At 34.6% G+C, this 14439-nt stretch carries 17 protein-coding genes and 1 pseudogene; 9 read left to right on the top strand and 9 right to left on the bottom strand.

Annotation, left to right across the window (positions count from 1 at the left end):
- Positions 1–132 precede the first annotated feature (132 nt).
- The 4 genes from GGR10_RS06075 to traA form a co-directional block, all read right to left on the bottom strand.
- Positions 133–1008, bottom strand: coding sequence for a Fic/DOC family protein (locus GGR10_RS06075; RefSeq protein ID WP_339379950.1), 876 nt, complete (start codon positions 1006–1008; stop codon positions 133–135).
- Positions 1008–1247 (bottom strand): hypothetical protein, encoded by a 240-nt coding sequence (locus tag GGR10_RS06905; protein WP_246316884.1) that lies wholly within the window; start codon positions 1245–1247, stop codon positions 1008–1010. Before GGR10_RS06905 ends, GGR10_RS06075 begins: the two co-directional genes overlap by 1 nt.
- Positions 1234–1422, bottom strand: coding sequence for an antitoxin VbhA family protein (locus GGR10_RS06070; protein WP_078690388.1), 189 nt, complete (start codon positions 1420–1422; stop codon positions 1234–1236). The genes GGR10_RS06905 and GGR10_RS06070 overlap by 14 nt, the downstream gene beginning before the upstream one ends.
- Positions 1423–1504: 82 nt before the next feature.
- Positions 1505–5221, bottom strand: a complete 3717-nt coding sequence (gene traA / locus GGR10_RS06065; protein ID WP_182480346.1) for a Ti-type conjugative transfer relaxase TraA — start codon at positions 5219–5221, stop codon at positions 1505–1507.
- Positions 5222–5430: 209 nt separating this feature from the next.
- Here traA and GGR10_RS06060 point away from each other — a divergent pair, with 209 nt between their 5' ends.
- From GGR10_RS06060 to GGR10_RS06045, 4 genes are all read left to right on the top strand, one after another.
- Entirely contained in the window at positions 5431–5661 is a 231-nt protein-coding gene (locus tag GGR10_RS06060) for a TraC family protein (RefSeq protein WP_010703109.1), read from the top strand.
- Entirely contained in the window at positions 5612–5926 is a 315-nt protein-coding gene (locus GGR10_RS06055) for a conjugal transfer protein TraD (RefSeq protein ID WP_246316883.1), read from the top strand. The genes GGR10_RS06060 and GGR10_RS06055 overlap by 50 nt, the downstream gene beginning before the upstream one ends.
- Complete coding sequence (gene traG / locus GGR10_RS06050; RefSeq protein ID WP_182480345.1) at positions 5916–7829, top strand: Ti-type conjugative transfer system protein TraG; 1914 nt, start codon at positions 5916–5918, stop codon at positions 7827–7829. Before GGR10_RS06055 ends, traG begins: the two co-directional genes overlap by 11 nt.
- A 112-nt stretch (positions 7830–7941) precedes the next feature.
- Complete coding sequence (locus tag GGR10_RS06045) at positions 7942–8331, top strand: hypothetical protein (protein WP_246316881.1); 390 nt, start codon at positions 7942–7944, stop codon at positions 8329–8331.
- Between the two features lie 297 nt (positions 8332–8628).
- Here GGR10_RS06045 and GGR10_RS06040 read toward each other — a convergent pair whose 3' ends face one another.
- Positions 8629–8916: a HigA family addiction module antitoxin gene (locus tag GGR10_RS06040; RefSeq protein WP_182480350.1), complete on the bottom strand. Its 288-nt coding sequence runs from the start codon at positions 8914–8916 to the stop codon at positions 8629–8631.
- 198 nt (positions 8917–9114) lie between these two features.
- Positions 9115–9777: a hypothetical protein gene (locus GGR10_RS06035; protein ID WP_182480344.1), complete on the bottom strand. Its 663-nt coding sequence runs from the start codon at positions 9775–9777 to the stop codon at positions 9115–9117.
- A gap of 868 nt (positions 9778–10645) precedes the next feature.
- On the opposite strand from GGR10_RS06035, the gene GGR10_RS06030 reads away from it, so the two are divergent.
- The 5 genes and pseudogenes from GGR10_RS06030 to GGR10_RS06015 all read left to right on the top strand — a co-directional run bounded on the left by GGR10_RS06030 (position 10646) and on the right by GGR10_RS06015 (position 12716).
- On the top strand, positions 10646–10897 hold the full coding sequence (locus tag GGR10_RS06030; RefSeq protein WP_010703117.1) for an AbrB/MazE/SpoVT family DNA-binding domain-containing protein: 252 nt from the start codon (positions 10646–10648) through the stop codon (positions 10895–10897).
- Positions 10894–11292, top strand: coding sequence for a type II toxin-antitoxin system VapC family toxin (locus tag GGR10_RS06025; protein ID WP_182480343.1), 399 nt, complete (start codon positions 10894–10896; stop codon positions 11290–11292). The genes GGR10_RS06030 and GGR10_RS06025 overlap by 4 nt, the downstream gene beginning before the upstream one ends.
- Positions 11293–11374: 82 nt before the next feature.
- A pseudogene (locus GGR10_RS06900) lies at positions 11375–11485 on the top strand (helix-turn-helix domain-containing protein); the annotation flags it as partial.
- Between the two features lie 179 nt (positions 11486–11664).
- The gene (locus GGR10_RS06020) at positions 11665–12348 is read left to right on the top strand and encodes a ParA family protein (protein ID WP_007478103.1); all 684 of its coding nucleotides are present in this window, start codon (positions 11665–11667) and stop codon (positions 12346–12348) included.
- Positions 12345–12716, top strand: a complete 372-nt coding sequence (locus GGR10_RS06015) for a hypothetical protein (protein WP_010703119.1) — start codon at positions 12345–12347, stop codon at positions 12714–12716. The genes GGR10_RS06020 and GGR10_RS06015 overlap by 4 nt, the downstream gene beginning before the upstream one ends.
- Here GGR10_RS06015 and GGR10_RS06010 read toward each other — a convergent pair.
- From GGR10_RS06010 to GGR10_RS06000, 3 genes are all read right to left on the bottom strand, one after another.
- On the bottom strand, positions 12713–13036 hold the full coding sequence (locus tag GGR10_RS06010) for a helix-turn-helix domain-containing protein (RefSeq protein WP_010703120.1): 324 nt from the start codon (positions 13034–13036) through the stop codon (positions 12713–12715). The two genes, GGR10_RS06015 and GGR10_RS06010, sit on opposite strands and share 4 nt — an antisense overlap.
- Before the next feature lie 2 nt (positions 13037–13038).
- Positions 13039–13380: a type II toxin-antitoxin system RelE/ParE family toxin gene (locus tag GGR10_RS06005; protein ID WP_425485862.1), complete on the bottom strand. Its 342-nt coding sequence runs from the start codon at positions 13378–13380 to the stop codon at positions 13039–13041.
- Between the two features lie 170 nt (positions 13381–13550).
- Entirely contained in the window at positions 13551–14195 is a 645-nt protein-coding gene (locus tag GGR10_RS06000; RefSeq protein WP_010703122.1) for a recombinase family protein, read from the bottom strand.
- Positions 14196–14439 lie beyond the last annotated feature (244 nt).

Below are 14439 nucleotides of genomic sequence, written 5' to 3'. Positions count from 1 at the left end.
TATTTAAAGCACTTTCAAGCTGCACAAATTCTTTATTAATGTTCTCTGGTATCTTGGAATAATTATTACGGCCAACTTCAACATTTTTCATATAAGCGACAGCTTCTTTAGAAAGAGAAGGCACCTCAACCTTTAATTGCTCACGTTCACGTGTAAGTCTGTCCATATGCTTCTCATAGGAATTTTATAAAATGATTGAAGTCTTCTAATCGTAGAAACTACAAGAGGAACATTATAAAGTGCAGCTTTTCGTTCTTTTCCTGCTAATTTTAGTTTGTCTATTAAACGGTCTGATCCACGCAGTTCACCAGCTTTATTAGGCGCTTTAGCTAAAATATCAGGTAATTTATCCCCCTTGCCTGCTAAAATCGTTTGTTCAATCTTAAGTGCAGCTGCTTGGGGATCCTTATAGATAGTCTTCAAATGATCGTTTAATTCTTTAAAAGTATCAACGTAAGATTTTTCATTCCTAAGAGCGTTTAGCGCTTTCTCTTCTAGATTAGAAGTGTCTGTATAGGAAGAAAGATATGGTGCTTGTTGTGTTGTTTGTGAAATTATCTTTTCTTTTTCTTTTTGTGGCCATTCTTTATCTGTATCAATGTAAGAAGGAACTCGTTCACTAATACCTTGAGAAGCATCAACTCTTCTATTTGCAGTAAATTCAGTGAGGTTCTTACGGATTAGTGCAGACATTAAATCAGAGTTGCCATAATATGATTCAATTGACGCACGCATCATTTCTTGTCGCTCTACACGATCCCAGTCGATATGATAACCAGCTTCACGAGCAAGTTGCCAGATAAATTCACGTAAAGTACGTCCATTACCTTCTCGAAACGGGTGCAACGCATTCAATTCGCCCATGTAATATCCAGCCCTCTGGCTAAATTCATTAGCGTCAAGACCACGTAAATGTTGTTCTCTTGCAAGCTGTTGTGTAATCTGCGGTGCGTAACTTTCAATTTGAGTATAATGAGCAAATTTACTATTATCTTTGACAATATCCACTAAACGAGTTTTCCCCGCCCATTCATAGACGTCACCAAACAGCTTTTTGTGGATTTTTTCATGTGATCTAGATCGAACTTACCGCTAATAGAAGTACGCCCAAGCTCAAAAGACCTTATATAAGCGAAAGCAGATTCTACACGCTCCAATCTGGCTTGGTCTTTAATTCCAAGCAGGTTATACATAACACCAGTTTCTGGATCAGTATAAGGATCGTTGCTACCCTCATATTTCCTCACGTTTTATCCGTTCCATCAAATCCTTGATTACATCACTTGTTTCAAGCTCTCCAACAACAACACGCTCCATTTGTGCAACGACTTGTGGATCTGGTTCCAAACCCTCTAAACGTTGACTAGCCAACGCATTTCTAGCATCACGGCGACGGTATTCGATTTCTTCCTCGCTCAACATATTACATCTCCTTCAATTACCTATTATTATAGCAAAATAGGGTTATAACAACAACGTTTTAATACTTTAATTTTAACTTTCTTTACCTTGTAATTCCCTTTGAAGGCGTGCGTGTTATCGCAAGATTGTTTTGCTCTTGTATATGTCTTTGTTGCAGAAATTTTATTGCCGTTTGAAGTTCATTGACAAGCTTTTTATCATAAGGCTGTTTTGAGGCTATTTCTTTTGATAAGTTAAAATCTCGCTTATAAACCATATTTTCTCCAAAACGCTTATTTAAAGCACTTTCAAGCTGCACAAATTCTTTATTAATGTTCTCTGGTATCTTGGAATAATTATTACGGCCAACTTCAACATTTTTCATATAAGCGACAGCTTCTTTAGAAAGAGAAGGCACCTCAACCTTTAATTGCTCACGTTCACGTGTAAGTCTGTCCATATGCTTCTCATAGGAATTTTTATAAAATGATTGAAGTCTTCTAATCGTAGAAACTACAAGAGGAACATTATAAAGTGCAGCTTTTCGTTCTTTTCCTGCTAATTTTAGTTTGTCTATTAAACGGTCTGATCCACGCAGTTCACCAGCTTTATTAGGCGCTTTAGCTAAAATATCAGGTAATTTATCCCCCTTGCCTGCTAGAATTGTTTTTTCAATCTTAAGTGCAGCTGTTTGAGGATCCTTATAGATAGTCTTCAAATGATCGTTTAATTCTTTAAAAGTATCAACGTAAGATTTTTCATTCCTAAGAGCGTTTAGCGCTTTCTCTTCTAGATTAGAAGTGTCTGTATAGGAAGAAAGATATGGTGCTTGTTGTGTTGTTTGTGTTGCTATATTAAAATCTTTTTGTGATTGCTTAATCTTGATACTTTCTTTTTGAAGTTTAGCAAAACTTGCCTTCGCTCTATCCCAAAGCCTTTCAATCTTTTTTCTCTGTTTTTGCAACCATTCTTTATTTGTCTCAATGTAAGAGGAAACTCGTTCCCCAAAACTTTGAGAAACATCAATTCCTCTATTTGCCGTAAATTTAGCAATATAATCTCTGTAATCAGGAGATTCAGAAAAATCGAGAGTTGTTGTTTTGACGCCAGATCTAGAAAAAGCTGCCACTAATTTTTCATATGTATTTGCACGACCCGATTGATTGATACCACTAACTAAAGAAGGGTCACCGCGTTCTATTAAATCAACATTAAAAATGTTCTTTTTGATTTCCTTATTGTTAACAACAACAGTCTCTTTGTTTTGACGAATAGATATTTTGTCACCAAACTCAATACCCGCACCATCTATAGCAGAAGGCAGATTCACACCATAAATACGTTCAATTCCACGTGAAGTTGCGATATCAGCATAAGGTGTTTTGGTTTTTGCATTTTCATTAAAAGAGGTATACCCTGTTTCTACAAGTTCACCAATTATTGTACCTTTAACCTGTCTGTGTTCATATAATCTAACCTTTTTAAAATCTTCCTCTGCTACATAAAGATGCGACTGATATCTGTGTCGAGACATAGAAACATATGCAAGATGTTGATCCATAAACGACGAGGCTAAAACGAAAACATTATCAACTGTTACCCCCTGACTTTTATGAATGGTGGCCGCATATCCATGATCAACATTTTGATAAGTTTGGTTGGAGAAAATAACCTCTCGGCCAGAGTCAAGAAGTACTTTTAAAAGCGGTTTTCCTTTTTTATTTTGTGTAGACAAAACAGTGCCTAACATACCATTTTTAACTTTTTGCTCTCCTAATTCCGGCGCATATCTTTCTTTGAACTGAGCATTTTCAAGAAAAATAATTCGGTCACCAACAACAAATTCCCGTTGTCCCCTCATGGTATCAAAGTTTGTTGTGCTCGTTATATCTTCTGATTTAAGTAAACGAGCATCTTTAAGTGCTGTTCGGATTTTTTCGTTTATTTTTTTTACAGCCACATTTGTATGAGCAAGAACAAGAAGTTCATCACCCCTTAAAGATCTTCCTTTTTCTACATATTTTGCTTCCAACTTTTTTCGTGTATTCATCCAATCTTTAACAATAGTATTTATTGCTTGTTCATGTGTTTTAGTTTGGTGAATGAATCCCCTGTTTTTATAGTTATCTAAAGCTTCTTTTACTTGACCACGTGCAAATTGCCGTGATGCCTCTTGTCCCCACTCTTCTTTTTGTCTTCTTACGCCAGATAATTCAACATAACCAATATTATCAACAACAGCACGAAACGCGGCTCCAGCTTCAATTGGTTGTAACTGCATATTATCGCCAACAAGAACTATTTTAGCGCCAGTTTTTTTAACCTTTTGAACAAAATAAGAAAGCTGCTTTGAAGAAACCATTCCAGCTTCATCAATGACAAAAACATCACCAACCCGTAATTCATCTTTTTTATTGTTCCACGCCAACTCCCAAGCGGCAAGAGTTTTACTTTTTATTTTTGAGGATTCTTCAAGACTTTCAGCAGCTTTACCCGCGAGAGCCGCACCAAATACACGTCGACCACTATTCACCCAAGCAATATTTGCTGCTTCTAATAAAGTCGATTTTCCAGCACCAGCATAACCAACAATTGCTGCAACACCTTTATCATCTGTAATATGCTCTACTGCTAATTTTTGTTCTTCTGAAAACTTAAATGCATTGCTGCGATCTTTATTTTCAACAAATTTTATTGCATCTAAAACCTTCTTACTTTTAAGGCCATGCCCCTTTGTTTGAAACAAAGAAACGACGTCACGTTCCATATTATATTCAGTTTTTATAATTTCCTTTGTTGAGTAAATAACTTTATTAGGATGAGAATGATCTTTAATTTTAATAAGATTATCACTTTGTTCTAAGCACACCATAATATCATTAAAGTCATTTACATTATCAACATATCGATTAATGATTTTAGCAAGGTCAATACGACTGAATGTCGATTTCTCAAATGAAATTAATTTTAATACTTCAGCTGGATTTTTTTTAATTATCTCTACAGATTTTTGTTTTATTTTTTCATTAGCTTGCAATGCAGTACTAAGCAGGCCTTTTTTTTTCATCGCATTTGCAGATTGCCCTAAATGAATAGTTGGCTCTATAGATAATCCCCTATCTTTATATGACCGCATATCTACTTTTATGTCATAGCCAGACATTGCTAAATGTTTCGTTGCAATTTCACCCCATGAATTACGCAAATCCTTAATTGCATCTTTATAACCTATGACATTTTCATAAACTACACGTTCTTCTCTTTTTATCGGATTTCCTTCCTTGTCATGAATCGTAACAAAAGATTTTTTCACTGTTCCATCATCATTTAAAACAGCTATTTTTTTTGACCCAAGCCCATGTTCTGCAACAGGACGCAAAGTATGCATTATATGAATATGTGGATTTCCTTCACTGTCGTGATAAACCCAATCAGAAATAAGACCTCGTGATGTAAAGTTTTTATTTATAAATTCTTGCACAAGGGAAATATTTTGTTTTTGAGATAATTCCGATGGTAATGCGATAACAATTTCTCTTGCTAACTGTCCATTCACACGCTCGTTATTTTGAACATAATTCCATAACCATTCACTTTTTTCTTCGTTTTTATTGAGATATTTTAATGGTTGTGTAAGCCATTTTGGTGAATTCTTAGGAAAGTTAATTTCTGAATAAACAAGGTCTTTTTCTTTATTGTATTTGTGTGTACTTGATCCTTCTAGCTCATCAAACATTCTCGTTCTATGACGATACGCTGCAGCTGCAACTGCTGATCTTCCGGAACCAATAATTTTAGCTGATAAATGCGCTATTGCCATGAAGTAGAATTCTTTTAAAGGATAATATTTTTTGTAAAAATATCCTTAGCATAAAACGTTTATGAAATAAACGTATAATTGCGCCTTCAAAAAATCTTTCAAAGAAAGACATTTTCAGGAGCGCATTTCATGCGCACTTTCAATTATTGATATCAGTGGATTTTTCTGTTAAAAAATTTATAAACTTTAGCAAAAAGAAAGATCATTAAATGGCGAGAAAATCAATAAATAAACTTATAGAAGAAAAAAATATTTTAGAAGAAAAAAGAAAAAAACTTCTTGAAAAGATTAAAGCAGCTAAAAAATATGAAGGGGAAAAAATTGCCTTATTAGCAGTAGAAACCGGGTTAACAGAATTAAATATAACAAATGAAGAATGGAAACAAATTTTTGAAGAAATTAAAAATAGATTTCAAAACGAAAAACAAAAATCTGAATAATCTTGGAAAATCTATAAAACTACTAAGACGTATTGAAAAAAGGATCAGATATTTGAGCGATGAAATAAGACGCAAAGATGCACGTGAAAAAATTATATTAGGAGGGCTTATTGTAAAAGCTGGCCTTAGAGAAGCAAATAAGTCATTCATTTTAGGTTGTTTGATTCATGCAGCAAAACTCGATAAAAATTCAAAAGAATATAAAGATTTTGAAAAAATAGGAAAAGATGCTTTTACAGATATGCGGATAACAAATGATACATAAGTTAAACAGTAAACAAATCATACTTTTAATATGCCCAATTGTTTTTTCTATCATCACACCTTTTTTTGTTAACATAACTATTAACGAAATCACAGAAAATGGTACAACACCAGATGCTTATTGGTTTATACGTTCAAAACCTCTTGATGTTTTAATTCTTATTGCACTTTCATGTTCTTTATTCGTCTTATTACAAAAAAGACATATTAGAAAAAATATCACTATTTCTTCATTAATCGTATTCTGTCTTTTCGCCACTTATTACAATGCATCTGAATATATCAGATTGAGTCCTTATGTTGGACAAAATGGTATGACGTGGAAAAATGTTTTGCCTTTCTTTGATAGGATGGTTTTAGCTGGATCTTTCATTGGAATTGTCATTCTTGGCTTCACTATGAAATTATCATTAGCTCCTCCCTCTCCTTTAAAAAATTCGAAAAAAATGATTTTTGGGGGAGCTCAATGGATTGATATGAAACGTCTTGAAAATATTTTTCCAAGTAATGGGGAAATAATTATTGGTGAACGATACAGAGTCGATGAAGATGTTATAAAAGATATAGCTTTTAACCCGACGGATAAAACAACATGGGGGAAAGGTGGGAGTCAACCACTTCTAACATATAACCTTGATTTTGATTCAACACATATGCTCTTTTTTGCTGGTTCAGGAGGTTATAAAACAACAAGTAATGTTATCCCTACTTGCCTTAAATACAGTGGGCCATTAGTTGTTTTTGATCCATCAACAGAAATCGCGCCTATCGTTAAAGAGGCACGAGAACGTTTTAATAACAGAACCGTGTATGTTCTTGATCCGCATGGAAAATCAACTCAAGCTTTTAATCCTTTAGATTGGTTATTAAATGAAAACATCCCCTTATATGAAAGGGAAGCTGGTTTAGTTGAAATTGCTAGACTTTTATTATCTGAAAATCATAAATCAACATCAACAGATCAGTTCTTTACATCACATGCACACAATTTGTTGACGGGACTGCTGGCTCATATTGTTTTTTCCAATGAATACAAATTAGAAGAAAAAAATCTAAAAACTCTTCGTGTTCTCGTATCTGAGCCTGAGCCATCTGTTATCAAAAAATTACGTAAATTACAATCTTCCTCACCATCACAGTTTATTCGTGAAACCCTTGGTGTTTTTACCAATATGGCAGAACAGACATTTTCCGGTGTTTATGCTACAGCATCAAAAGACACACAATGGCTTTCTCTGTCTAACTATGCTCAGATGATTAGTGGAGATGATTTTAAAACAGAAGACATAACAAAAGGCAATATTGATATTTTTTTAAACATCCCTGCTAAAATTTTAAAATCTTATCCTGGTGTCGGTCGCATTCTTGTTGGTTCCTTTCTTAAGGCAATGGAAGCTGCTAATGGTCATTATGCTAAAAGAGTTTTATTTGTTTTAGATGAAATTGATCTTTTAGGATATATGAACATCTTAGAAGAGGCTCGTGATCGTGGGCGTAAATATGGCATATCACTGATGCTATTTTACCAATCGGTCGGGCAAATTGAAAGACATTTTGGCGATGCTGGTGCTATGGCATGGTTTGAAAGTTGTGCTTTCGTTAGTTATGCAGCAATTAAAGATATTAAGACGGCTAAAAATATTTCTGAGTCATGTGGAAAAATGACTATTGAGGTTAAGGGCAAAAGTAAAACTTTAGGGACAACAGGAGCAAAAGGAACCGAAAGTACAAACTTCCAACAAAGACCTTTAATTTATCCTCATGAGATAACACAATCCATGCGAAAAGATGAACAGATCATCCTTGTACAAGGACAGCCTCCTATTCGTTGTGGACGGTCTATATACTTTAGACGAAAAGATTTTAAAGCTCTTGCCAACAAAAATAGATTCGCACTTAAGTAAAAAAAACTCTTATTTTTCAACAAAAATGAGTGAATTTCACTTGTGCACTATAACGATACAATATATAGTAAATTATGATTTTATATATTAAAGGCGCGAGGGGATGAGGATAATGAATAGTGTATCTGAGGTTGAGCTAAACAAAGTAGAAGAGAGCTTACACGAACAACAGCCTGTTCCAAAAAAGAAACGTAAACGCAATCTATTTATACGCATACTTTTATTTTTTGTAGCTAGATTTTTGCATCTCCTTTTCCTTTTCCTTTTATTTATTCGCACACCAGTTCGTGCCTTCCTAAATTTTTTTGCGGGGGGGTCAATGTTAATGGTATTCTTCTTCGTTTATGGATATTTACTAGACCATGAAACATCGTTCATAAACATGACAATAATGATCGGTGGATTTATCTTTGCATGTGTTTGTTTATCAGCCACTTGGGCTTACGATACGCTCTTACTACGTCTAGCGCCTCCCGGTTATGATCTCGCACTCTTCGAATAAATGAGAGGTCACTTTATTCGCACATAATTTAAAATGAGAGGTTTTCCACCTCTCAAACTCACCGGACCGCTCACCAAAATCATGAGATCGTTTCCGCGTTTAGAGAAGGGACTAACAAACCTATGTTCTTAAAGTCAAGGAAGCCCCTACGGGGCGCTTAACAGCGTCCTTGACTTAGAACCTAAACGGTTTGTTTTGTCCTTCTTACGCGGCTCCGAAATCATGATAATAAGGGGAGAGCTTATAAGGGCATTTCAAGAAATGCCTTAAAAAACATTCCATATGGTAGGAAAGATACTAATGTGAGTTGGCGTAAAGAGGATATATTTTAGGTTGTTTACGTTTTAAAGCTTGCGCTAAATCATAAGTTGTTTGCATATCTAACCAAACACGTGCAGTATTTACACCAGCCATTTCAAGTCTAATAGCTAGGTTAGCGCTAATAGCAGCTTTTCCATTTAAAACCCTAGAAAGTGCTACACGAGATAGACCAAGCCGTTCTGCAGCCTCAGTAACAGATAAGCCACTGTCTTTTATTACATCATCGCGTAACACTATACCAGGGTGTGGAGGATTTTTCATCATCATTTGATATTCATCCCTTTATGTTAAACTTTCTAATTTTTTCTATAACTCGTATCGTTACAAGATGCAAAACAAACTTTAAACTTTTCTTTTGCGAGCTTAATTCTTTCAAAACTAATCAAAATTAAAACCGCATCATATAAATGACGCGGCTTTGTTTTTTGCTGTTTAAAAGCAGGCACCCCCCACGCCTATTATTTACGCTGCCATCTTAACAAGATTATCGCCTTCATAAACCTCACAGTCTCTTGGAACACGAAACAAATCGCTGTGTCTTTTGATTCTTGCATTCCCATAAACTTTTCCATAAATCCTTCCATAACCAGTCACTTTTGCATCACCATAAACAGAACCGTAAACATCAAAATGATCACCAACCGTAGCATTCCCATAAACTTCACCATAAATGTTTACCGCACCAGAGACTTTTGCATTACCATAAACTTTTGCTCCTGGTCTAATACGAGCTGAACCAGAGACTTGAGAATACCCAAAAACATGTGCATCATTATAAATCCATGCTTTATGAGAAACACGAACATTCCCACAAACTCTCCCACGAATATAAACACGAGTCATTCCAGACATATGAGCATTCCCATAAACGTGGCCACAAACAACAGCATTACCACACACGATAGCATTCTCATAAACACGGCCGCCGTCACCATAAACAAAAGCATGACCCCCAACCCAACAATCACCATCATGAGAAAGATTATTTTCTTTTTCTATAAAACCACCAAGGTCACCAGCTTTAACATCACCAAAGTCTCTTAATGCACGAATACGATAAAGAGTATGCTCACCAGCTGTTACGGTTTCACTTGTAAATTCATATTTTTTTGAGATCGCGTTCATAATGAACTCCTTACGGTTAATAAAAGTTTTGAATTGACCCCTTACAGAAGTCGGGTGCTCAAAACACGGCCGTAAGTCCGTCGTTACACTTTTCCCATAAAAGGGTATTGTATGGTGTAACCACACCCGACAAAGTTGTTATACGTTGGAATACGCATAAAAGATAGTTAGTTTTAAAAGACATTGGAGAGATTGTTTCGTAACCTATCCGCTTACGGCTTAAGTGTTTTGATCACTTGAGTATTTATATAGCAAAATTCTTTTTTACTGTCAATTATTTTATTCTCTTTTTTTGACATTTTTTCTATTTTTTTCAAATACATAGCTCATAAAAAAGCCTTATATTTTTATCATTTTTTCTACTTAAGTGCCCTTATAAGCTCCCCCCTTATTATCATGATTTCGGAGCCGCGTAAGAAGGACAAAACAAACCGTTTAGGTTCTAAGTCAAGGACGCTGTTAAGCGCCCCGTAGGGGCCTTCCTTGACCTTAAGAACATAGGTTTGTTAGTCCCTTCTCTAAACGCGGAAACGATTTCATGATTTTGGTGAGCGGTCCGGTGAGTTTGAGAGGCGGAAAACCTCTCATTGACATAGAAAATCCTTTTAAACTCATGATATGTAGCACTCTTGTAATTATTTGATAAATAAACAATATTTATTACGTATTTTGTACGTAAATAATAAATATTCACTATTTATTTTATGCGTAATAATTGAAAATAGGGTATATATTCCGGTTAACAGTGATTTTCTATTATCATTTTGAGATAGACCATCTGCTTACAATTTCTTGTGAGAAAGTAATTGAATTTTGCATTACTTTTATATATACTCAATGATTATACTTATAATAAGAGGACTTTTTTATGCCTTCATTAACTGTTACAGCAAAAGGACAAATTACGTTGAAACGGGATTTACTACAGCATCTTGGTATTAGACCAGGTGAGAGGATTGATTTTGATAAATTACCAGGTGGTGAACTTCGTATAAAGGCGTCACAACCTACAAGCACAATTGAGAGCCTTATTGGACGATTTGCTGGAAAACTAAAAAAACCACTAACCATTGAAGAAATGAACGAAATTGTTGCTTCTAGTTGGGCGAATGAGAAATGAAGATTTCTGTAGATACAAATGTTTTAGCTCGCGCTGTTTTACAAGACGATAAAAAGCAGGGTAAGGTGGCAAGCAAGATCTTAAGAGAAGCTTCACTCATAGCTATTTCTTTATCTTGTCTTTGTGAACTTGTTTGGATACTTCGTCGAGGTGCAAAATTATCAAAAGAAGATGTAGCTGGAATGTTACGTGATTTACTAGCAACTAGTAATGTAATAATGAATCGACCAGCTGTTGAAGCGGGTCTTGTTATCCTTGAGGCTGGTGGAGATTTTGCTGATGGTATTATATCCTATGAAGGAAATTGGCTAGGTGGTGAGACCTTTGTTTCATTTGATAAATTAGCGATTGAATTATTAACGAAAAACGGACAACCTACAAAACTTCTTTCTTAATGAATAAGTTAAGACCGTAATGCTGCAATTGGCATAGAAATGATTGGCTTAATTTTCGTAGGTTTAATATTTCTGCGTTCAATATGATGAAATCATATCGAGTAAAGAAGAATATCTGCTTTTAAAAAGTTTTAGAGTTCTTACACCTATAAAGCAAAAGGTAATTTTAGAGCTAATTTCTAATTATAACTAAAACATTATTCCAAAAGTAGCGACAGAAAATAATTTATTGTATGTGTAGTATATGTATGACATATGCTTAACATACGTAATACATATGTGTTATATAAACTTTACAGACGTTAAACATATGTTAAGTGTATGTCGTATATAAGTCTGACATATATAATACATATGTAAGGATTTTTATACATGCCAACAATTGTATTTTGTTCAACAAAAGGTGGTGTTGGAAAATCAACATCAGCGCTTATTCTTTCTCAGGTGTTAGCTCATCATGGATCTAAAGTGAAAATAATAGATACTGATCCCAATCAACCTATTGCTGATGAATGGTGGCAAAATGCTGGTCCTCATTATCCAAACAATATAGATGTTCAAGGAGGGGTTAATGAAAACACTATTATAGACGTTATAGACGAAGCAGCTGATACAAATAGTTTTGTTATTGTTGATCTTGAAGGGTCAGCAAATATAACAGCATCATATGCTATTAGTCGTTCTGATATGGTTATTATTCCTATGGCTGGAACAAAACTTGATAGTCGCGAAGCGGCAAAAGTCATTGCTTTTATAGCTCGTGAAGGAAGAGCGAGAAGAAGTGATATTCCTTATCGTATTATGTTCTCAAAATGCTCTGTAATACAAACTCGTGAAGAGAAAGAAATCCGTAAAGAACTGACTGAAGCAAAGCTTCCTGTTTTGAATCATGGAATAATGAATAAAGCTGCTTTTTCTTCTATTTTTGGGTTTGGTTGCACTCTTTATCAACTCAATAAAGAAGATGTGTCAAACGCTGAATCTGCCATAAAGAATGCTGAGCAAGTTGCTACTGATATTGTAGAAGCATTAAAACTTGAAGGAATAATAAAATGATAAAAGAACGCAAATCAACATTTTCAGCCTTAAATGATCTACATAATTTAAAGCCTATGACAAAAGCTCCTAAACGTGAAAAACAAGATATTGATAAAATTGCACAACAAAGTGGTTTTACAACGCGTCATGCATCCTATGAAAATCTAAGAGAACCTATTTTGACTAAATCTGGTTCTATTGATGGCCGTTCTAGACGCCGCAGTCTGAAAACTAACCGCATAACTCTCTCAATCAGACCTGATGTTGACGAAGAATTTCGTATGCTCGCTGAAAAATTAACGCCACCTGGGCAAGATCTTTTAACTCTTGGTGATGTTTTGCAGTTTTTAATTGATTATTACAACAATTCTGAAAAAATTAATTAAGAAGCAAAAACAACATCAACATGGCCTTTTAGCGTGTTCACTTTTTCAGAGCTAATAACAATTTTAATATCATTGCCCAATTCAGCTAAACATTCAAGCATTTTCATTTCACTAATCCCTCGAAATTCTCCATTTAGAAGATTAGATAATTTAGGTTGAGAAAGGGTCAAAAGTTGACAAGCTTGCTTTTGAGTTAAACCCCTTTCTTTAAGAATTTGACTAATTTTTCTAGCAAGTTTTGCTTTTATAAGCATTTCTTCAGCATCTGGAAAATCAAGATCTGCATAAATATTACAACTTCCATGAAAAATGTCTGTCATTTTTATTCCTTTTCTAGTTGTTCTGCTAATTTTAAACGTTCTTTGATAAGATCCATGTCTAATTTAGATGTTGCAATGCCATGAGTTGATTTTTTTTGAAAGCAATGGAGTATGTAAAGAGTACTTTTATATTGCACGGTGTAAACGGCGCGATAAGTTCCTTGTTTATCGTACGCAATAACCTCTAATGTGTTTGCAGATCCAAAGCCTTTCAAAATTTTGACATTTTCTCCTTTATTTCCTGTTTGAGCGAGATAAAGCGCATAACCAATTCTCTGTTGAACGCTATCGGGAAAACTTTTTACATCTTTGCGTGATGACCCAAGCCATATGATACGTTTCAATATCCCATCCATAAGATGTTTTATACCCATATAGGTATATGTGGTCAAATGATAATTTGAGTTTCAAGAAAAAATTTGTCTATTTTTATATACTTATATTTTTGTTTTTATTCTGAGTTTGATATTTGTTTTTTAGTAGTCTCAAATATATTGCTTAACAAAGTTTTTTCTTACGCAATTGGCATAGAAATGATTGGCTTAATTTTCGTAGGTTTAATATTTCTGCGTTCAATAAATAAGTGTAAAGTATTCACACTAACTCCTAATTGTTTAGCAATACGGCTTCGCGATAAACCAACATTAATGAGTGCTTGAATTTCATCAATATGGCTATCAAGTTTTAATTGCGTAGAAATACTCCCTTTTGGCCGACCAAGTTTAATACCTCGTTGACGAGCAACACTTAATGCTTCTTTTGTGCGCGTTTGAATTAAATGTCTTTCAATTTGCGCTACTATACCTAATACGGTTGCGATAATATCGCTTTGTAAGCTCCCATCCATGACAAGATTTTGTTTTGTCACGTGAACAATTAAACCACGTTCACTAGCGGCTTTGAGAATTTCTAAGACAGCAAGAGAAGAACCAGCTATACGAGAAAATTCAGGTGTCAATAACACATCTCCTCGTTCTGCTTTTTCAATTAAAAAACCAAGTTTACGTTTTCGCCAATCCTTTCCTCTACTTGCAATTTCCTCTTCAATATAGAGTGGAGCAAAACCATTTCTGTTAGCATATTCTAACAAGCCAAATTTCTGATTTTCTGTATCTTGCCCATCACGGGAAACTCGTAAATAAGCATAAAATTTTGGCATGTTCAGCAAAAAGGTTATTTTAGATTAAAACTGATATATTTTTATTCAAAAAAAATGTCAAATAAATATATGGTTTCATATCAGAAAAAATGATCGTTTATTCTGACATTTTTGCTAAAACATACGCTGTTAAAAAGCCTAATGAGAGCAAGATCGGCATAATGAACAAACTTGGTTCTAACGGACCTAAACACAGACGTAAAAGTATTGGAAGCATTAGGATAACTTGAAAACCTACTATGAG

Origin of the sequence: Bartonella chomelii (genome assembly GCF_014138465.1) — a bacterium.
Classification (GTDB): domain Bacteria; phylum Pseudomonadota; class Alphaproteobacteria; order Rhizobiales; family Rhizobiaceae; genus Bartonella; species Bartonella schoenbuchensis.
This window is presented reverse-complemented; position numbering and strand designations above follow the sequence as displayed.

Bases quoted from the DNA above. Each gene is read 5' to 3' on its own strand.
- GGR10_RS06070 (WP_078690388.1), bottom strand. From the start codon at position 1,422: ATGTTGAGCGAGGAAGAAATCGAATACCGTCGCCGTGATGCTAGAAAT.
- traA (WP_182480346.1), bottom strand. From the start codon at position 5,221: ATGGCAATAGCGCATTTATCAGCTAAAATTATTGGTTCCGGAAGATCA.
- GGR10_RS06060 (WP_010703109.1), top strand. From the start codon at position 5,431: ATGGCGAGAAAATCAATAAATAAACTTATAGAAGAAAAAAATATTTTA.
- traG (WP_182480345.1), top strand. From the start codon at position 5,916: ATGATACATAAGTTAAACAGTAAACAAATCATACTTTTAATATGCCCA.
- GGR10_RS06045 (WP_246316881.1), top strand. From the start codon at position 7,942: ATGAATAGTGTATCTGAGGTTGAGCTAAACAAAGTAGAAGAGAGCTTA.
- GGR10_RS06040 (WP_182480350.1), bottom strand. From the start codon at position 8,916: ATGATGAAAAATCCTCCACACCCTGGTATAGTGTTACGCGATGATGTA.
- GGR10_RS06035 (WP_182480344.1), bottom strand. From the start codon at position 9,777: ATGAACGCGATCTCAAAAAAATATGAATTTACAAGTGAAACCGTAACA.
- GGR10_RS06030 (WP_010703117.1), top strand. From the start codon at position 10,646: ATGCCTTCATTAACTGTTACAGCAAAAGGACAAATTACGTTGAAACGG.
- GGR10_RS06025 (WP_182480343.1), top strand. From the start codon at position 10,894: ATGAAGATTTCTGTAGATACAAATGTTTTAGCTCGCGCTGTTTTACAA.
- GGR10_RS06020 (WP_007478103.1), top strand. From the start codon at position 11,665: ATGCCAACAATTGTATTTTGTTCAACAAAAGGTGGTGTTGGAAAATCA.
- GGR10_RS06015 (WP_010703119.1), top strand. From the start codon at position 12,345: ATGATAAAAGAACGCAAATCAACATTTTCAGCCTTAAATGATCTACAT.
- GGR10_RS06010 (WP_010703120.1), bottom strand. From the start codon at position 13,036: ATGACAGACATTTTTCATGGAAGTTGTAATATTTATGCAGATCTTGAT.
- GGR10_RS06000 (WP_010703122.1), bottom strand. From the start codon at position 14,195: ATGCCAAAATTTTATGCTTATTTACGAGTTTCCCGTGATGGGCAAGAT.